The sequence below is a fragment of the Paraburkholderia monticola genome, assembly GCF_001580545.1.
In the GTDB taxonomy this organism is placed as follows: Bacteria; Pseudomonadota; Gammaproteobacteria; order Burkholderiales; family Burkholderiaceae; genus Paraburkholderia; species Paraburkholderia monticola.
The window spans coordinates 110,125-127,423 of sequence record NZ_LRBG01000003.1; the positions used below are offsets into that span (position 1 = coordinate 110,125).

The 17,299-nt window shown below is 65.6% G+C and carries 18 protein-coding genes; 8 read left to right on the forward strand and 10 right to left on the reverse strand.

Translation table 11 applies throughout. The annotated features are described in order from the left end of the window. Positions 1–370: 370 nt before the first annotated feature. The 3 genes from CI15_RS03875 to CI15_RS03885 all read right to left on the reverse strand — a co-directional run bounded on the left by CI15_RS03875 (position 371) and on the right by CI15_RS03885 (position 2,907). Positions 371–1,564: a phosphoglycerate kinase gene (locus tag CI15_RS03875; protein WP_062124487.1), complete on the reverse strand. Its 1,194-nt coding sequence runs from the start codon at positions 1,562–1,564 to the stop codon at positions 371–373. Positions 1,565–1,831: 267 nt separating this feature from the next. After that, positions 1,832–2,155 (reverse strand): AzlD domain-containing protein, encoded by a 324-nt coding sequence (locus CI15_RS03880; protein ID WP_062124489.1) that lies wholly within the window; start codon positions 2,153–2,155, stop codon positions 1,832–1,834. After that, positions 2,152–2,907: an AzlC family ABC transporter permease gene (locus CI15_RS03885; RefSeq protein WP_062124491.1), complete on the reverse strand. Its 756-nt coding sequence runs from the start codon at positions 2,905–2,907 to the stop codon at positions 2,152–2,154. Before CI15_RS03885 ends, CI15_RS03880 begins: the two co-directional genes overlap by 4 nt. A gap of 225 nt (positions 2,908–3,132) precedes the next feature. On the opposite strand from CI15_RS03885, the gene CI15_RS03890 reads away from it, so the two are divergent. From CI15_RS03890 to CI15_RS03915, 6 genes are all read left to right on the forward strand, one after another. Next, a complete protein-coding gene (locus CI15_RS03890) occupies positions 3,133–4,056 on the forward strand; it encodes a branched-chain amino acid transaminase (protein WP_062124492.1) in 924 nt (307 codons plus the stop codon). 87 nt (positions 4,057–4,143) lie between these two features. Continuing rightward, a complete protein-coding gene (locus tag CI15_RS03895; RefSeq protein ID WP_008920434.1) occupies positions 4,144–4,338 on the forward strand; it encodes a zinc-finger domain-containing protein in 195 nt (64 codons plus the stop codon). A 238-nt stretch (positions 4,339–4,576) separates the two neighbouring features. After that, positions 4,577–5,602 (forward strand): lipopolysaccharide heptosyltransferase II, encoded by a 1,026-nt coding sequence (gene waaF, locus CI15_RS03900; RefSeq protein ID WP_062124494.1) that lies wholly within the window; start codon positions 4,577–4,579, stop codon positions 5,600–5,602. Between the two features lie 167 nt (positions 5,603–5,769). Beyond that, positions 5,770–6,216, forward strand: a complete 447-nt coding sequence (locus CI15_RS03905; RefSeq protein WP_018421709.1) for a nuclear transport factor 2 family protein — start codon at positions 5,770–5,772, stop codon at positions 6,214–6,216. 50 nt (positions 6,217–6,266) lie between these two features. Beyond that, complete coding sequence (locus CI15_RS03910; RefSeq protein ID WP_174543195.1) at positions 6,267–7,319, forward strand: hydrolase; 1,053 nt, start codon at positions 6,267–6,269, stop codon at positions 7,317–7,319. Then, positions 7,312–7,887, forward strand: coding sequence for a DUF2946 family protein (locus CI15_RS03915; protein WP_062124498.1), 576 nt, complete (start codon positions 7,312–7,314; stop codon positions 7,885–7,887). Before CI15_RS03910 ends, CI15_RS03915 begins: the two co-directional genes overlap by 8 nt. A gap of 29 nt (positions 7,888–7,916) precedes the next feature. Here CI15_RS03915 and CI15_RS03920 read toward each other — a convergent pair whose 3' ends face one another. Further along, the gene (locus CI15_RS03920) at positions 7,917–9,647 is read right to left on the reverse strand and encodes a M48 family metalloprotease (RefSeq protein WP_062124500.1); all 1,731 of its coding nucleotides are present in this window, start codon (positions 9,645–9,647) and stop codon (positions 7,917–7,919) included. Positions 9,648–9,834: 187 nt separating this feature from the next. Here CI15_RS03920 and moaC point away from each other — a divergent pair, with 187 nt between their 5' ends. Next, positions 9,835–10,314 (forward strand): cyclic pyranopterin monophosphate synthase MoaC, encoded by a 480-nt coding sequence (gene moaC / locus CI15_RS03925; RefSeq protein ID WP_062124502.1) that lies wholly within the window; start codon positions 9,835–9,837, stop codon positions 10,312–10,314. 31 nt (positions 10,315–10,345) lie between these two features. Then, complete coding sequence (locus tag CI15_RS03930; protein WP_062124504.1) at positions 10,346–10,696, forward strand: nucleotide pyrophosphohydrolase; 351 nt, start codon at positions 10,346–10,348, stop codon at positions 10,694–10,696. A 53-nt stretch (positions 10,697–10,749) separates the two neighbouring features. Here CI15_RS03930 and CI15_RS03935 read toward each other — a convergent pair whose 3' ends face one another. From CI15_RS03935 to CI15_RS03960, 6 genes are all read right to left on the reverse strand, one after another. Continuing rightward, complete coding sequence (locus CI15_RS03935) at positions 10,750–12,531, reverse strand: PglL family O-oligosaccharyltransferase (RefSeq protein ID WP_062124860.1); 1,782 nt, start codon at positions 12,529–12,531, stop codon at positions 10,750–10,752. Between the two features lie 149 nt (positions 12,532–12,680). Next, positions 12,681–13,304 (reverse strand): pilin, encoded by a 624-nt coding sequence (locus tag CI15_RS03940; RefSeq protein WP_062124506.1) that lies wholly within the window; start codon positions 13,302–13,304, stop codon positions 12,681–12,683. 189 nt (positions 13,305–13,493) lie between these two features. After that, positions 13,494–14,198 carry a TerC family protein gene (locus CI15_RS03945; protein ID WP_062124508.1) on the reverse strand — a complete coding sequence of 235 codons (705 nt, stop codon included), beginning with the start codon at positions 14,196–14,198 and terminating at the stop codon, positions 13,494–13,496. A 167-nt stretch (positions 14,199–14,365) separates the two neighbouring features. Continuing rightward, a complete protein-coding gene (sucD, locus tag CI15_RS03950) occupies positions 14,366–15,247 on the reverse strand; it encodes a succinate--CoA ligase subunit alpha (protein WP_062124510.1) in 882 nt (293 codons plus the stop codon). Between the two features lie 130 nt (positions 15,248–15,377). Then, positions 15,378–16,547: an ADP-forming succinate--CoA ligase subunit beta gene (gene sucC, locus CI15_RS03955; RefSeq protein ID WP_062124511.1), complete on the reverse strand. Its 1,170-nt coding sequence runs from the start codon at positions 16,545–16,547 to the stop codon at positions 15,378–15,380. Positions 16,548–16,602: 55 nt separating this feature from the next. Next, positions 16,603–17,280 carry a DUF2889 domain-containing protein gene (locus CI15_RS03960; protein ID WP_174543196.1) on the reverse strand — a complete coding sequence of 226 codons (678 nt, stop codon included), beginning with the start codon at positions 17,278–17,280 and terminating at the stop codon, positions 16,603–16,605. Positions 17,281–17,299 lie beyond the last annotated feature (19 nt).

A 17,299-nucleotide genomic window follows, 5' to 3' on the forward strand; every position in this document is an offset into this window, starting at 1 on the left:
GACCGGCGCCTTGCGCGCCGGAGTGCTGCTGTGCTGCTTGCCGGAAGGCTGTTCCGGCTGGTTCGAATCGGGCTGGTTCGAATCGGGCTGGGCGGATTCGCTGGGTGCTTCGGTGGGTGCCGCTGGCGGCGCCGCCGGGTCGTCGGCCGGAGCATGCTGCGCAACCGGCTCCGCGGCCACCCCGGCGGCTAGCGCCGGTTCGGCGACCGCGGGCGCTACGAGCGCCTCGACGGCCATATCCTGTCCGGCCATCGCCGATGCAGTGGCGGCGCGTGTTGCGGGCTCCCCTGCCGGTGTTGCCGCGTTACCGCGCGGCGCTTTCGCGCCACGCGCCTTGGTCGACTTCGCCGATGAGGAGCGCGTCGCCACGTTAAGCCCGCGATTCCAGAACTTCGACCGCCGGCAGTTTTTTGCCCTCGAGGAACTCGAGGAACGCGCCGCCGCCCGTCGAAATGTAGCTGACCTGGTCGTGGATGCCGTACTTGGCGATCGCCGCGAGCGTATCGCCGCCGCCTGCGATCGAGAATGCCGCCGAGCGCGCGATCGCGTCCGCGAGCGTCTTCGTGCCGTTGCCGAACTGGTCGAACTCGAACACGCCGACCGGGCCGTTCCACACGATCGTGCCGGCCTTCTCGAGTTGCGCGGCGAGCACCTTGGCCGTGTCCGGGCCGATGTCGAGGATCATGTCGTCGTCCTGCACGTCGGCGACGGCCTTCACTTCGGCCTTCGCGGTCGGCGAGAACTCCTTGGCCGTGACCACGTCGGTCGGGATCGGCACCGAGGCGCCGCGGGCCTTGGCCGCGTCGATGATCGCCTTCGCTTCGGTGACGAGATCGGCTTCAGCGAGCGACTTGCCGATCTTGAGGCCGGCCGCGAGCATGAACGTATTCGCGATGCCGCCGCCGACGATCAGCTGGTCGACCTTCTCCGCGAGCGACTTCAGGATGGTCAGCTTGGTCGACACCTTCGAACCCGCGACGATCGCGACGAGCGGGCGCTTCGGTGCGCCGAGCGCCTTGCCGAGCGCTTCGAGTTCAGCCGCGAGCAACGGACCCGCGCAGGCGATCGGCGCGTATTTCGCGATGCCGTGGGTGGTCGCTTCGGCACGGTGCGCGGTGCCGAACGCATCGTTCACGTAGATGTCGCAGAGCTTCGCCATTTTCTGCGCGAGCTCGTCGGAATCCTTCTTTTCGCCCTTGTTGACGCGGCAGTTTTCGAGCAGCACGACCGCGCCCGGCGCGACGTTCACGCCGTTTTCGACCCAGTTCGCGACGAGCGGCACCTCGCGGCCGAGCAACTCGGCGAGACGCTTTGCCACCGGTGCGAGCGAGTCTTCCGGCTTGAAGTCGCCTTCGGTCGGACGGCCAAGGTGCGAAGTGACCATCACGGCGGCGCCGGCGTCGAGCGCGGCCTTGATGGCGGGCACGGAAGCGCGGATGCGGGTGTCTTCGGTGATGTTGCCTTGATCGTCCTGCGGCACGTTCAGATCGGCGCGGATGAACACGCGTTTGCCGGACAGCTTGCCTTCGGCGATCAGGTCGGAGAGACGCAATACCTTGTTCATGGGCTTGAGTAGGCGAGTTGATGAGAAGGCGGTGGCGGACAGCGCGCGGGGACCGAGCGCGACCAATTCCAGCGCTTCGGCCCAACGGCTCCGCGGGATCGGGCGCCGGCGGCCAGCCGCGGCACTAGGCGCCTTGCTGCGGCGCGCTCAACCCGGAAAGGTGCATTTTAACTGATCCAAACGGCCTTCTGACCCGCGATGGAGCGAATGTCCCGTATTTGATCGCGAGGCCGTCGATGCCGCGCCGCAGCATTGGCCTCGGGGCGGTCAGAGAAAGACGCGCATCAGCGTGAATACGATCATTCCGGTCACGATCGTGCCGAGCATGGTGCGCCGCCACAAAAACCAGCCGAGACCGGCGAGCGTCGCGTAGAGCTCGTGGTTGGAGGTGCCGAACGACAGGCCGTCAGGGGTAGTCAGCACGTCGGGCAGCACTACGGCGGCGAGTGCGGCGGCCGGCGCGTAGCGCAGCATCTTCTGCACGCGCGCCGGCAGCACCGTGCGTTCGCCGCCGATCAGGAACATCGCGCGCGTCAACGCAGTGACGAAGGTCATGCCGATAATGGCGAGCCAGATTTGCGTGGAGGTCATCGGGAGTCTCCGGGGCGATCGCTCACGCCGCGGATGCGGCGCAGGTCGGCGCGCTCGATCATCAGGTCGGCCGCGCTGCCGGCGGCGATCGCCGCGATCACCGCGAGCGGCAGCGCGAGCCGGTACGGCAGATCGAGCGCGAGCAGCGCGACGATGCCGGCCACGCTGACCGCGACCAGCGTCGAGCGCGTCGCGATCGCCGCCACCATGATCGGCAGGAGCGCGAGCGTGCCGGCGAGCGCGAGCCCCCAGTTGTCGGGAATCAGGCTCGCGAGCAGGATGCCGAGGATCGACGACACCTGCCACGACAGCCAGCTCGACACCGCCATGCCCCAGAAGTAGGCCTCCTTGCCTGGCACGTAGCCGGTCGGAAAGCTCTTCTTCACGAACAGCAGATAGATCACGTCGCCGTTGAAATAGCCGAGCACGATGCGCCGCCACATCGACAGATAGGAGAAATGCGGCGCGAGGCCGGCGCTGAAGATCACGAAGCGGGTGTTGACCATGGCCGCGGTCAGCAGCACGGTCCACACCGGCAGCTTCGCGGCGAGGAGCGGCAACACCGCCAGTTGCGACGAGCCGGCATAGCACAGCAGCGACATCGTGAGCGCCTGCGGCAGCGTCAGCACGGACTTGCTCATCGCGATGCCGGTCACGAGGCCCCACGAGAAAATCGCCATCAGCGTGGGAGCGTAGGCGCGCGCGCCTTCACTGAAAGCACGGCGATCGGTATCGGACAGTCGAGCGAGCATCGGGCGAAGGGTACGGACGCAGGAAACGCCGTCAAGAAGGCCTGGTGGGCGCCAGCTCGCGAGCCACTCGCTGGCGTATCCGGATTTGATTTATGCGTGCGCTGGATTATAGCGTCCGGGGTGCGCCCAAATGCCCGTTGCGTGTGCAAAAGAAGCTAAAATAGCGCTCCCGGCTATGTCCTGCGCTCATGGCCGCACCTCATAACGCACCTGCTGGAGAACCGTATGTCAATGGCCGACCGCGACGGCAAGATCTGGATGGATGGCAAGCTCATCGACTGGCGCGATGCCAAGATCCACGTGCTCACCCACACGCTGCACTACGGCATGGGCGTGTTCGAGGGCGTGCGCGCCTACAAGACCGCCGACGGCGCCACCGCGATTTTCCGCCTGCAGGAGCACACCAAGCGCCTGCTGAATTCGGCCAAGATCTTCCAGATGGACGTGCCGTTCGACCATGAAACGCTCGCCGCCGCGCAGCGCGAAGTGGTCCGCGAGAACAAGCTCGAGTCGTGCTATCTGCGCCCGATCATCTGGGTCGGCTCGGAAAAGCTCGGCGTGTCGGCCAAGGGCAACACGATCCACGTCGCGATCGCCGCGTGGCCGTGGGGCGCGTACCTCGGCGAAGACGGCATCACCAAGGGCATCCGCGTGAAGACCTCGTCGTTCACACGCCATCACGTGAACGTGTCGATGGTGCGCGCGAAGGCGTCGGGCTGGTACGTGAACTCGATTCTCGCGAACCAGGAAGCGATCGCCGACGGTTACGACGAAGCGCTGCTGCTCGACGTCGACGGCTACGTGTCGGAAGGCTCGGGCGAGAACTTCTTCCTCGTCAACAACGGCAAGCTGTACACGCCCGACCTGTCGTCGTGCCTCGACGGCATCACGCGCGACACCGTCATCACGCTCGCGCGCGACATGGGCCTGCAGGTGATCGAAAAGCGCATCACGCGCGACGAGGTCTACACCTGCGACGAAGCGTTCTTCACCGGTACGGCCGCCGAAGTCACACCGATCCGCGAGCTCGACAACCGCGCGATCGGCGCCGGCGCGCGTGGCCCGATCACCGAAAAGTTGCAGTCGGCCTTCTTCGACGTCGTGAACGGCAAGAACGCGAAATACGCGAACTGGCTCACGAAGATCTGAGCAAGCGCCGCAATGAGCGTCTGAAATGCGCCGCGCCGCCCCGTCGGCGGCGCACTGCAAGCACCCCGCATACAACGAGAAAGCCTCATGAGCGAAATCAAGGAAATGCCGCTGGTCGAACTGTCGGCGAAAGATCTGCCGGCGTACTGCCCGAACCCGGCCATGCCGCGCTGGAGCGCCCATCCGCGCGTCTTCATCGACGTGTCGCATGGCGAAGCGCGTTGCCCGTACTGCAGCACGCGCTACAAGCTGCGCGACGGCGAAGTGATCAAGGGCCATTGAGCCGGCGCAACGAGCGTTCTGAGCCGGCGTCGGCGGCACGCGGCGCGGGTTTCGGACCACGCGCTCGCCGCGACGCAAGCTCGGCCGCACGACCCGCGCCGCCGCCCGCACTGCCATTGCGGCGCGTGTGGGCAATCGGTCCCGCGCCGCGCGGTTTTCCGCTTTCCCCATTTACCCATCCGAGTGCCACGCGCATGGCGCGCGCGGCGCTTGTTATCGACACCGGACACTCACTCTGATGCGTCGCGCGTTGGTTATCGCACCGAACTGGATCGGTGACGCATTGATGGCGCAGCCGCTGTTTGCGCGCCTCGTGAAATTGCATCCGCGCATCGTCATCGACGCGGTCGCGCCCAGCTGGGTCGCCCCCGTGCTCGAACGCATGCCGGAAATCCGCGACGTCTACGCAACCGATCTCGCCCACGGCAAGCTGCAGATGCTGCGCCGCTGGCAGCTCTCGAGCGATCTGCGCGACGTCGGCTACGACGCGGCCTACGTGCTGCCGAACTCGTTCAAATCGGCGCTGATTCCGTGGCTGGCGGGCATTCCGCTACGCATCGGCTACACCGGCGAGAGCCGCTTCGGCGTGCTGAACGTGCGTCACGCGAATCCGCGCAAGGACGCGCGTCCGCCGATGATCGGCCACTACGCCGCCCTCGCCTACGCGCCCGGCGCCAAGGTCCCCGAAGATCTGCCGATGCCGCGCCTCGACACGGATCTGAACGAGGCCTCGCGCGTGTCGGCGCGCTTCAATCTCGATACGCGCGTGCCGCTGCTGGTGTTCTGCCCCGGCGCCGAGTACGGCCCCGCGAAGCGCTGGCCGCCCGAGCACTTCGCGTCGCTCGCGCAGATGGTCGGCCAGTCGTTCCCGTACACGCAGATCGTCGCGCTCGGTTCGCCGAAAGACGCGCCGCTCGCGCAGGCGATCGCCGAGAAGGCGCCGAACGTGCGCAACCTGTGCGGTCAAACCGCGCTCGGCGAGGCCTGCGCGCTGATTTCGCGGGCCAATGCGGTCGTCACCAACGACTCCGGCCTGATGCACGTCGCCGCCGCGCTACGCCGCCCGCTGGTGGCCGTCTACGGTTCGACCGATCCGCGCCACACCCCGCCCTTGTCCGAGCTCGCGAAGGTACAATGGCTTCATCTCGAATGCAGCCCCTGTTTTGAGCGCGAGTGCCCGCTCGGTCATCTGAACTGCCTGAAGCAGCTGAGCGCCGAGCAGGTTTTCGGCGATTTACGCGGCATGCTGCTCGCGCAGCGCTGAGCCGACTGGTACTTGCACGCAACACCGCACGCCCCCGAGCGCGTCGCGTCATGTTCGCGCCTTGCGGCACGGGCAAGCTGACGCCCGGGAGCGATGGTCCCGCGCATCGGACCGTCCCGCTAACGCTGACCCGCAACCGCGCGCCGCGCACAAGAGACTGACGAGCCATGCCACGTTTTGCCCATATCTTCGAAGCCGCCGCCGATACCCTGAACGCCTACTATCAGGCCGTCGCCGAGGTCAATATCGACAGCTTGATGGGCTTGTGGATCGACGAGGAGTTCGTCAGCTGCATCTGCGCGGACGGCTCGCATCTGCATGGTCTCGAGAGCATCCGCAATGGCTTGCAGGTCCAGCTCGAAGCGCTGCCGGTATCGATCGAACCGCTCGACATCCGCGTCTACGACAGCCTCGGCACCGTCGTGTATGCGATTGCCGAAGCGCATCGCCCGGCTGACCCGACCGCCACGCCCGCAATGGTCTTCACCACCTACGTGATGGTCCACGAACGCGGCGAATGGCGCATCGCGCATATCCACGCGAGCCCGATGCCGAACGAAACGGCCAGCCAGTTCGCGACGAAGATGCGGCATGGCCAGGGCCCGTTGCACTGACGCGGCATCATTACAGAATCAGATTTGCGCTTTCTCGCTTGTCCGCCGGTATGAGTTCGACGCCCGATAAATCCGCTTCCTCCGGGACAGCCCCCGCCAAGGTGGCGGCCGCCGTCGAGGCGACCGTCGAGCTGCTGTACCGCGCGCCGCTGTGGCTGCCTAACCGGCATGCGCAGACCATCGTCCCTTCGCTGTTCGCGCGCCGCCCCGCGGTGTCGTTTCGCCGCGAGCGCTGGGACACGCCCGACGGCGATTTCATCGATCTCGACTGGGTCGCGCATGAACGCGCGCCCGCCGACACCGCGCCGCTTTTCGTGCTGTTTCACGGACTCGAAGGCAGTTCGTCGTCGCACTATGCGGCCACGCTGATGGCGGCCGCGCGCGAGTATGGCTGGCACGGCGTGGTGCCGCACTTTCGCAGTTGCAGCGGCCCGTTGAACCGGCTGCCGCGCTTTTATCATCTCGCCGACAGCAACGAGGCCGACTGGATCCTGCGCCGCCTGCGCGCCGCGCATCGCGGGCCGGTGGTCGCCGCGGGCGTGTCGCTCGGTGGCAACGTGCTGCTGCGCTGGCTCGGCGAGCGGCAAGACGAGGCGACCCGGGTGGTGTCGGCCGCCGCCGCGATTTCAACGCCGATCGACGTCCATGCGGGCGGCCGCGCGCTGTCGCAAGGCTTTGGTCTCGTCTACACGCGCAGCTTTCTGAAGACGCTGAAGCACAAGGCCGACCAGAAGCTCGAGCAGTTCCCCGGCCTGTTCGATCGCGACGCGATGCTCGCGAGCCGCACCATGTACGAGTTCGACAACGTCGTGACCGCGCCGCTGCACGGCTTTCGCGATACCGACGACTACTGGAGCAGCGCAACCACCCGCCCGCTGCTGCCGCACATTGAGGTGCCGACGCTCGTGCTCAACGCCCGCAACGACCCGTTCCTGCCGGCCGAAGCGCTGCCGTCGCGGCAGGAGGTGTCGGCGGCGGTCGAACTTGATCAGCCGGAGCACGGCGGCCACGCGGGTTTTATGACCGGGCCGTTCCCGGGCCGCATCGACTGGCTGTCGCGGCGCGTGTTCGGCTATCTGGAGCGGCACATCGATCATGGATGACATCGTTAGACAGGCGTTGGCCAAATGGCCGAACGTACCGAGCTGCACCGGCTGGCTGATGCTCGACCGGCGCGGCAACTGGCGCATGCGTGACGAAGCGGCCCAGGCGAGCGGCGCGCCCGGTGCGCAGATCCGGCACGAAGCGCTGCTTGGCTTCATCAACCGGAACTACGAGGCCGATGAGCACGGACAGTGGTTTTTCCAGAACGGGCCACAGCGTGTCTATGTCGAGTTGGGCTATACGCCGTGGGTGGTCCGGTTGTCCGCGCACACGGATGGGTCGCTCGCGTTGCACGACCAGGGCGGTGGCGCGTTCGAACCGGTGGCGGTGTTCGTCGATGAAGACGGCGGCATTCTGTTCGCCGATCACTCGCAGCCGGCACGGGTCGCCGTGCTGCACGATCACGACCTCGAAATCTTCTCCGATCACGCGACGCTCGCCGACGATGGTTCATTGAGCGGTACGTTCCACTGGAATGCCCAGCTCACGCTGCCGCTGCAAAGCGTGAAACGTGACCAGGTGGCCGCGCGCTTCGGCTTCGTCGCGAGTCCGGCCGCGCAGGACTGAGGCCCGCGTCGGCGCGCGTTCGCCTGCCCCTACCCCTTCTCGTCGAGCCGCTCCTCCTTGTAGCGGCTCTCCATCTCGTGCAGGCGCGCATCGACGGTCGCGAGGTCGTAATAGCCGATCGTCTTCAGGTCGCGCGCGTCCTTCAACTGCCGGATCGCCGATGGCCACGCCCCCTCCAGCGCGAACTTCTCCGCCATCGCGCGATGCTGCGTCAACGCATCACCGCTGCCCGCGCTCGCCTGCGCGAGATACAGCCACCACGCGGGTTGATCGGGATGCGCCCGGGTTTCCTGCATCGCGAGCGCCTGTGCGTCGGTAAAACGGTGCAGCGTCAGCAGCGTGCGGATGTGGATGTCGATCGCGGCGTTCGATTGCGGCCAGCGCTTCTGCGCGAACTCGGCGAGACGCGCGGCTTCGTCGGCGTGACCGGCGGAGCGCGCGATGTCGGCCGCGAGCACGTCGAGGCTCGGCGAATCGCGCTCGGGCTCGCCTTGCGCACGCGCGCCCGAAACGAACGTCGCGCGGGCGTTCGCGAGCGAGGCCGCCGCGTCGTCGTAGCGTTCGAGCAGCATCTGTCCATAGGCGATGCCGTACCAGTTCGCCGCGACGTTCAGCGCGGTACGGTCGTCGATTTCCGAGCGCAGCCGAGAAATCGCGTCCGCGTAATCGCTGCGCGAGTGGACCTGCAACAGACGGGAACGCGCCCGCACGAATCCATATTCGGGGTCCTGATGCGGTTGCCGGTACGGCGCGCGACGCGCGCGGTCTTCCATGTCGGCGATCCGCTCGCCGGTCAACGGATGCGTGCGCGCATAGGCCGGCACGCCGTTTTCATCCATCGCCGCGCGATCGAGCCGGTGGAAGAACGTCGGCATCGCATACGGGTCATAGCCGGCGCCCGCGAGCAGCAGAAAACCGACGCGGTCAGCTTCCTGCTCGGCCGAACGCGAGAAGCGCAGCTGGCTGTCGACCGCATACGCCTCGCCGCCAATCGCAATCGCGCTACCCAGGTCGCCGCTGTGCGCGAGCACGCCGGCCAGCACGCCGAACAGCAGACCGACGAGCGCCGCGATGCCGCCGTGCTCGCCGTTTGCGATCATCCGCGAGATGTGCCGCTGCAGCACGTGGCCCATCTCGTGACCGAGCACCGACGCGAGCTCGGACTCGGTCTGCGTCGCCGCGATGAGCCCCGTGTTCACGCCGATGAAGCCACCCGGCAGCGAAAACGCGTTGATCTGCGAGTCGCGCACCGCGAACAGCTCGAAGTCCGGACGATAGCCGCCGATGTATAGCGCGCTGGCCGCCGCGGCGAGCCTGGCCGCGACCGAATTCAGGTAGTCGCGCACCAGCCAGTCGTCGAGATAGTCGGGATCGCGGCGCAGGTCGCGCATCACGCGCTCGCCTAGCTTGCGCTCGGCCTGCGGCGTCAGCGAGTCGGCGCCGCCGCTGCCGAGATCGGGCAATTGCTGCGCGGCGATCGGCGCGCGCCAGTCGTTGCTGCCATGGCTGCCGCTGCTGCCACTTCCGCCGCCGTTGGACAAGCGGCTCTGTGCGCCGCCATAGGTGCCGAACACGCCGCGCGCGATGTCGGCGGGCAGGATCGGATCGGCATACGCGGCGCCTGCGCCGCTGACGAGCGGCGCCTCCGACGCCGACGCGTGCGGCGCGACGGCCGCCCCGCCGCCCGATTGCGCAAACGCGCCCGGCGGCACCGCGAGCGCGACGGATAGCAACGCAGCGAGGAATCGTTTTGGATGCATCGCGAAGCCGGTCTGACGAAGTCGAAAAGCGCCGCCCGCGGCCCGGACTAAGATAACGGGCAGGAGCGCCGCAGGACACGCACGAGGCGAAACGCACAGCACGATACAGCGCAAGTGTAATCAGTCGCGGCGACGATTCGAGGCCGCGCCGCACTGCTATGATAGGCGCCCTCTGAAGGAGTCAACCATGCCTGAACTCACTCATTTCGATGCGGCCGGCGAGGCGCATATGGTGGACGTCGGCGGCAAGCAGGAGACGAGGCGCATCGCGATCGCGCGTGGCTCGATCCGCATGCTGCCCGACACGTTCGCGCTGATCCGCGACGGCAATGCCAAAAAGGGCGACGTGATCGGCATCGCGCGCATCGCGGCGATCCAGGCCTCGAAGCGCACCGCCGATCTGATTCCGTTGTGCCACCCGCTGGCGCTGACACGCGTGAAGGCCGAGTTCGAGCTCGACGAGAAGATGCCCGGCGTGCACTGCACGGTTCAGGTGGAGACGTTCGGGCGCACGGGCGTCGAGATGGAAGCGCTGACCGCCGTGCAGATCGGCCTCTTGACCGTGTACGACATGTGCAAGGCGGTGGATCGCGGCATGACCATCACCGACGTGAAGGTGCTGGAGAAGCACGGCGGGAAATCGGGGGATTGGGTCGCGCAGGGTTGAGGCGCGGTTCGACAACTATCGGGGTAGCAAGATGACCATCGACAAACTGCTCGAGCAGCTACTGGCGTTTCGCGACGCGCGCGACTGGCAGCAGTTTCACACGCTGCGCAATTTGATCGTCTCCACCGGCATCGAAGCCGGCGAGCTGCTGGAGACGATTCAGTGGAAATCCGATGCCCAGATCGACGCGCTACTGCGCGATCCGGCGCAATCGACGAACCTCAGGCACGAGTGCGCCGACGTGTTCATGTATCTGCTGCTGGTGGCCCATACCGCGGGTTTCGATCTCGTCGACGCAGCGGCGGAAAAACTGCAGCTGAACGAAGCGCGCTACCCCGTCGACAAGGCGAAAGGCACCGCCGCGAAGTATTCCGAACTTTGAACTTCGCAGCGCGCAAGCCTTGGCCTCAGCGTGCCTGAGCTTGCTCTTCGCAATCAATCGCTGTCGCTATCGTCGTCCGGTGTCGTATCGGTCGCCGGCGTGCCGTAGCGCTTCACCAACTGCTCCCTGAAGCCCGCGAGCGACTTCTGCTCGTCGACGAGCTCATACAGATAGCCGAGCTGCGCCGGCCAATCCTTCAGTTCCTCCGCGAAAATCCGCAGGCGTTCGACAGTATCGAGCGCCGCCGCGGTATCGCCGGTCAATGCCTGCAGCACCGCATATCGACGCAGCACCGTCTCGCCCGGCAACAACGCAATCGCCTGCTTGTGCATTGCGAGCTTACGTTGCAGGTTCAGCGGATTCATCGGCTGCAGCGTCGCGAGACCGTATTCGCCCCAGGAGCCGAACAGGAGCGACGGATCCGCGCTGTACTGCTCGGCCGGCCGCGCGCCGTAGTACAGCACCTCGGCACGCGCATAGTCGCGATACACCGGATACAGCGCGGCAAGTCCGCCGAACACCACGACGGCGAACGCGCCGAACGAAACATTCGCGGGCACCACCCGCAACGGCCGCGTTTCGAGCAGGCCGAACACGAACATCGCGGGCAGCAGGAAGAACATGTACTGCTGCGGATACTCGACGAGCGCGTGCATCGTCAGCACGCCGATCAGCGCGATGCCGAACACGCGCGCGGCGCTTTGCGGCGCACGCACGACGCGCACGAGCCACCCGATCAGACCCACGAGCACGATCGCGAGGCCGATCAGACCGGTCTTCGCGAGCAGGTCGATAAAGATGTCGTGCGAGTTGTTGGCGATCTCGACGCCGCCCAGCTGCTTGACGAGCTCGAACTGATAGCTCGGGAATTCGCCCCAGCCGACGCCGAGCAGCGGATGCATCTTGAACATCGTCCAGCCGTATTTCCAGAGCGCCAGGCGCGGAGCGATCTGGCCGGCGTCCTGGAAGCGCTCGGCGGCCGACTGCCCGAGCTCGAGGTGATAACGCACGTTGGCCCAGCGGATCAGCGCATTGACCACGAAGAACAGCACCGCGAGCGCGATCGGCACCAGCCACGCGCTGTTACTGCGGCGCAGTTGCGGTTCGTTGCGCATTTGCGCGAAGGCCATCCAGAAGCCGGCGACGACGATCACGCCCATCTGCAGCCACGGACCGCGCGACACGGTCAGCGCGAGACCGACCGAGAAAATCGTCGATACGAGCAGCCAGACCGGCACCGCAATGCGGCGCGTCTGCACGAGGTACAGCGCGCCCGCCATCGCAAACGCGATATACGTCGCGAGATGGTTCGCCTGCGCCATGTTGCCGAATGGCCGCCGCTCGACCGTTACGTTGTACGAGACGACGAACGGCGCGACACGCGTCTCGAGGTGAAACAGCTGGATCACCTGGCTGAACACCGCAAACAGACCGCCGACGATCAACGCCCCCGCCGCCCAGCGCAACGCGGTTTCGTCGAGCTTCACGCGGGTGAAGCCATAGCCCACGTGCACGGCCATGAACGCGGCGAGCAGGAAGCCGGCGCCGAGCCAGTTCATCGACGGTTGCGCGACCGGCAGCAGCGTCTGCACCACCAGCACGAGGCCGAACAGCAGTGGCACGAGCGCGACCGTGGGCGACGCGAAGCTCACGCGCGGCCGCGCGGTCGCGACCAGCAGCACGACGGCGGCACCGGTCAGCAGATACAACGCGAGCGAAGTGAATTCGGCGTAGAAGGTTGGGATCGGATACGTATGGTTGGCAACTGCATAGGGCAGAATCAATGCAAGAGCCAGCAGTACGAGAGACAGGTAGCGCGCAAAAGGGGTGGGCATCGAATCAACGGTGGGCGTCAGCAACCGGCGCACTATACAAAAAATTCGTTGCACTGTGCGCCGGCCCGGCCGAAATAGGCAGAAAATCAGCCTTTTACGTTGATTCTTCGACTCGGCAGGCCAGCTCGGCCGCCGTCTCTTTCATTCACTTACGCACGGCATTCGGGCGGCGCCAGATTCGCGGCGAGCGTCGGCGCTTCGCCCGGCATCGGCCCCGAGCCTGGCGCCGGCAACGACGACGCGCTCTTGCCGCTCGCAAAACACTCCCACGTCAGCGCACCGCTTTGCACCGCGTCCTTGCTCAACGCGATGCGCGCGCTCGGCGCATCGGCGTTGTCCGGCACCGAGGGCACCAGCGTCAGCGCGTTCGCTCCGGCCTGGGCGACGCGGGTCGTGTAGGTGATCGTGATCTGTCCGGTGTCGTCGTCGATCTGGATGGACTCGACATTGCGCGTGGCGGGCGGCGACGCATAACCGCCGCTGAACGCGTTGCCGCTTGCGGCGTTTTCAGCCACCGCGAGCCGCGCCGACGCCGCGAGCGACAAGCCCTCGCCGACCCGGCTGCGCGCCAGATAGTCCTGATACGCGGGAATCGCATAGGCCGCGATCACACCGACGATCGCCAGCACGATCATCAGCTCGATCAGCGTGAAGCCGACGCCGCAGCGGCGCCAGACCCGCGCGATCCAGCCCGCGCGCCAGCGTGCGCGGCGCGACGAACGCGTGCGTTGCGTGGATTGAGAGTAAGGGGAATACGGCAAGGTGACGATCATCGGCAGACTCCTGATACGAAAAACGCCTGGCCCGAGGATCGGGAACAGGCGTCTTTATCGTAGCGAGCGTGGCTCGCGCTTCACAGTCAGCCGGATGGCCAGGCTTGCGTTCGGACGGCGTCCCGGTTTAGGCGATCTGCACGTGGCGGCGCCGCGCGCCGGGTGCCGTCGACGCCGTCCGCGCCGCGCTCATACCGCCGCGCGTTTCGCGTTACGCCGCTTCACCAGATAACCGACGATCACGACGAACAGTGCCCCCGCGAGGCTCATCCCGTACTCGGCGACGGGCGTGTCGAGGATCGGCCAGCGGTCGCCGGCCGGATCGTTGACCATCAGACCGCCCGCGATCCATCCGAGCAGCGCGGCGCCGAACAGCACGACGGCAGGAAAGCGATCGAGCAACTTCAGAATCAGCTGGCTGCCCCACACGATCAACGGAATGCTCACGACGAGGCCAAAGATCACCAGTGCCAGGCGATGCTCCTGCTCGGCGGCTTCGGCCGCGCCCGCGATCGCGATCACGTTGTCGACGCTCATCACCGCGTCGGCGACGATGATCGTCTTCACCGCCGAGATCAGCTTGTCGGCCGGCTTCACGTTCGCATGCCCCTCGTGCGCAGGCGCAAGAAGACGCACGCCGATCCAAAGCAGCAGCAGACCACCCGTGAACTTCAGGAACGGCACATCGAGCAGCACGACCGCGAATGCGATCAGCACGACCCGCAGCGCGATCGCGCCGACTGTCCCCCACACGATGCCGCGCATGCGCTGCGACTGCGGCAGGTTGCGGCAGGCAAGCGCGATCACGACCGCGTTATCGCCGCCAAGCAGAATGTCGATGACGATGATCTGAAAGACCGCGCCCCAATTGAGAGTCGTGATGAAGTCGAGCATGGAAGAAAGCATAAGAAGAAAATCGGCGGCCGGACACAAACTCTGCGCAAGCGCGGACGAAAAAAAAGCGGGGGAGTCTGCACTCCCCCGCTTTTCGGGACTTCGCGCTCACGAAAGGAATTCGTAAGCGTATCAAAAATCGCGCGCCTACGGCACGCGAATTCGATTTACAGCATCGCCTTCAGAAGACGCGCCATTTCCGACGGGTTCTTCGTGACCTTGATACCGCACGCGTCCATGATTTCCAGCTTCGCTTCAGCGGTGTCGGCACCGCCCGAGATCAGCGCGCCGGCGTGGCCCATGCGCTTGCCCGGAGGCGCCGTGACGCCAGCGATAAAGCCAACCACCGGCTTCTTCATGTTGTCCTTGATCCACTCGGCAGCGTTCGCCTCGTCCGGACCGCCGATTTCGCCGATCATGATGACGGCATCCGTATCCGGATCGTCGTTGAACATCTTCATGACGTCGATGTGCTTCAGACCGTTGATCGGGTCGCCGCCGATACCGACTGCCGACGACTGGCCGAGGCCGATCGCGGTCAGCTGGCCGACTGCTTCATACGTCAGCGTGCCCGAACGCGACACGACGCCGATGCGGCCCTTGCGGTGGATGTGACCCGGCATGATGCCGATCTTCAGTTCGTCCGGCGTGATCGTGCCCGGGCAGTTCGGTCCGAGCAGCAGCGTCTTGCGGTTTTCTGCGCGCATGCGAGCCTTCAGCTCGATCATGTCACGGACGGGAATGCCTTCCGTGATGCAGATTGCCAGATCCAGGTCGGCTTCGACAGCTTCCCAGATCGCAGCAGCAGCGCCTGCCGGCGGAACGTAAATCACCGACACGGTCGCGCCCGTTTCAGCCTTGGCTTCAGCGACGCTCGCGTAGATGGGGATGCCTTCGAAATCTTCGCCGGCGCGCTTCGGGTTCACGCCCGCGACGTACGCTTCGCGGCCGTTTGCGTATTCACGGCAAGCACGCGTGTGGAACTGACCGGTCTTGCCGGTGATGCCCTGCGTGATGACCTTGGTGTCTTTGTTGATCAGAATCGACATGTATTGACCTCTGTTCGTTTGGCGTCGCGCGTTAGCGCCACCTGGCGCGATGTTTCACGCCTGTGTCGCTCGCGCGCCGCCACTCGTCAATTTGGCAAAAAAGCTGGTAAATGCGCCGTAGACAGGTGGCTTACGCCTTGCCCGAAGCAGCCGCGACGACCTTCTGAGCCGCTTCTTCCATGCTGTCCGCCGCGATGATCGGCAGACCGGATTCAGCGAGCATCTTCTTGCCCAGGTCTTCGTTCGTGCCCTTCATGCGGACCACGAGCGGCACCTTCAGCGACACGGCCTTCGACGCCGCGATCACGCCTTCCGCGATCACGTCGCAGCGCATGATGCCACCGAAGATGTTGACCAGAATCGCGGTCAGGTTCGGGTTCTTCAGCATGATCTTGAACGCTTCGGTGACCTTCTCGGTCGTAGCTCCTCCGCCGACGTCGAGGAAGTTCGCCGGTTCGCCGCCGAACAGCTTGATGGTGTCCATCGTTGCCATTGCGAGGCCAGCGCCGTTCACGAGGCAGCCGATGTTGCCGTCGAGCGAAATGTACGCGAGGTCGAACTTCGACGCTTCGACTTCAGCCGGATCTTCTTCGTCCAGATCGCGGTACGCGACGATTTCCGGGTGACGGAACAGCGCGTTCGAGTCGAAGTTGAACTTCGCGTCGAGCGCGATGACCTTGCCGTCGCCGGTCAGGATCAGCGGGTTGATTTCGGCGAGCGATGCGTCGGTTTCCCAGAATGCCTTGTACAGGCCTTGCAGGATTGCGCGAGCTTGCGGCAGCGAAGCAGCCGGCACGCCGATCTTCGTGGCGAGGTCGTCGGCTTCCGAGTCCTTCAGGCCGGTCGACGGATCGACGGCAACCTTGTGGATCAGCTCAGGCGTCTTTTCCGCAACTTCTTCGACGTCCATGCCGCCTTCGCTCGACGCCATCACGACGATCTTCTGCGAAACGCGATCGATCACGAGACCGACATACAGTTCCTTCTTGATGTCCGCGCCTTCTTCGATCAGCAGGCGGTTCACCTTCTGGCCTTCCGGACCGGTCTGGTGCGTGACGAGCTGCATGCCGAGGATCTGGTTCGAGTATTCGCGAACCTGTTCCAGCGACTTGGCGACCTTCACGCCGCCGCCCTTGCCACGGCCACCCGCGTGGATCTGAGCCTTCACGACCCACACCGGGCCGCCGAGCTCTTCCGCGGCCTTGACCGCATCATCCACCGAGAAGACCGGCTTGCCGCGCGGTACCGCGACGCCGAATTTCCGCAGGATTTCCTTACCCTGGTACTCGTGAATCTTCATGCGTGATTCCCTTCAGTCTGAGAGTTGGATAGAACTTCGTTTCCGTTGCCGCCGTTCAGGCCGACACGTCGCCGCTTTGTTCGCGGACCACCGCGTCGTCCGACGGGGCCGCGCGTTCGGCCGCACGCGGTGCGTGGCCATACCAGCGCGGATAGAACTGTTTCACCGCCTCGCCGTCGAAACGCAGCGCGTGGCAGCGTCCCAACTGGAATGGCGGTTTGTCGTTGGAATGTTCGCCTGTGCCGTTAGACGACTCGTCTTCCGAACCCGCATTCGCGCCCGGCGTGCTGCCCTTATCGGTGTTCCACACGTCGCCGGCGAACGCCTGGATCGCGGCGGTCGGCAGGATCGCGCACAACTCGGTGAGATGCGTGCAACCGGCCGTGCCGGCCAGCAAACGGGCAGCATCGCGACGGAAGTTGTGGAACAGATTGAGCCCGATGAGGGCACGATAGGCGGGATTGCTGGCCTGGCACAACCCTGGATAGGGCACCCAGTCGGACGACGCCTCGGCGTCGACGACGTTGAGCTTGCGATCGATGGTGATGCGAAGCCAGAGTTCATGGATCGGCTGACCATTGGGCCGGACACCCGACGCAAGCGCCACATCGCGCGGCTTTTCGTCGGTCAGGCACGCTTCCACATCCCACAGGCCATCGGCTCGCTCGTAAGCTTCCGCTCTGATTGCGCGACGATGGCGCAACTGACGGGACACTGGCGGGGAGAGCGACATGCGGAAAGGAAAGGCCGGA

Excerpts from the sequence above, each read along its gene's own strand:
- CI15_RS03875 (WP_062124487.1), bottom strand. The coding sequence starts at position 1,564 with ATGAACAAGGTATTGCGTCTCTCCGACCTGATCGCCGAAGGCAAGCTG.
- CI15_RS03880 (WP_062124489.1), bottom strand. The coding sequence starts at position 2,155 with ATGACCTCCACGCAAATCTGGCTCGCCATTATCGGCATGACCTTCGTC.
- CI15_RS03885 (WP_062124491.1), bottom strand. The coding sequence starts at position 2,907 with ATGCTCGCTCGACTGTCCGATACCGATCGCCGTGCTTTCAGTGAAGGC.
- CI15_RS03890 (WP_062124492.1), top strand. The coding sequence starts at position 3,133 with ATGTCAATGGCCGACCGCGACGGCAAGATCTGGATGGATGGCAAGCTC.
- CI15_RS03895 (WP_008920434.1), top strand. The coding sequence starts at position 4,144 with ATGAGCGAAATCAAGGAAATGCCGCTGGTCGAACTGTCGGCGAAAGAT.
- waaF (WP_062124494.1), top strand. The coding sequence starts at position 4,577 with ATGCGTCGCGCGTTGGTTATCGCACCGAACTGGATCGGTGACGCATTG.
- CI15_RS03905 (WP_018421709.1), top strand. The coding sequence starts at position 5,770 with ATGCCACGTTTTGCCCATATCTTCGAAGCCGCCGCCGATACCCTGAAC.
- CI15_RS03910 (WP_174543195.1), top strand. The coding sequence starts at position 6,267 with ATGAGTTCGACGCCCGATAAATCCGCTTCCTCCGGGACAGCCCCCGCC.
- CI15_RS03915 (WP_062124498.1), top strand. The coding sequence starts at position 7,312 with ATGGATGACATCGTTAGACAGGCGTTGGCCAAATGGCCGAACGTACCG.
- CI15_RS03920 (WP_062124500.1), bottom strand. The coding sequence starts at position 9,647 with ATGCATCCAAAACGATTCCTCGCTGCGTTGCTATCCGTCGCGCTCGCG.
- moaC (WP_062124502.1), top strand. The coding sequence starts at position 9,835 with ATGCCTGAACTCACTCATTTCGATGCGGCCGGCGAGGCGCATATGGTG.
- CI15_RS03930 (WP_062124504.1), top strand. The coding sequence starts at position 10,346 with ATGACCATCGACAAACTGCTCGAGCAGCTACTGGCGTTTCGCGACGCG.
- CI15_RS03935 (WP_062124860.1), bottom strand. The coding sequence starts at position 12,531 with ATGCCCACCCCTTTTGCGCGCTACCTGTCTCTCGTACTGCTGGCTCTT.
- CI15_RS03940 (WP_062124506.1), bottom strand. The coding sequence starts at position 13,304 with ATGATCGTCACCTTGCCGTATTCCCCTTACTCTCAATCCACGCAACGC.
- CI15_RS03945 (WP_062124508.1), bottom strand. The coding sequence starts at position 14,198 with ATGCTCGACTTCATCACGACTCTCAATTGGGGCGCGGTCTTTCAGATC.
- sucD (WP_062124510.1), bottom strand. The coding sequence starts at position 15,247 with ATGTCGATTCTGATCAACAAAGACACCAAGGTCATCACGCAGGGCATC.
- sucC (WP_062124511.1), bottom strand. The coding sequence starts at position 16,547 with ATGAAGATTCACGAGTACCAGGGTAAGGAAATCCTGCGGAAATTCGGC.
- CI15_RS03960 (WP_174543196.1), bottom strand. The coding sequence starts at position 17,280 with ATGTCGCTCTCCCCGCCAGTGTCCCGTCAGTTGCGCCATCGTCGCGCA.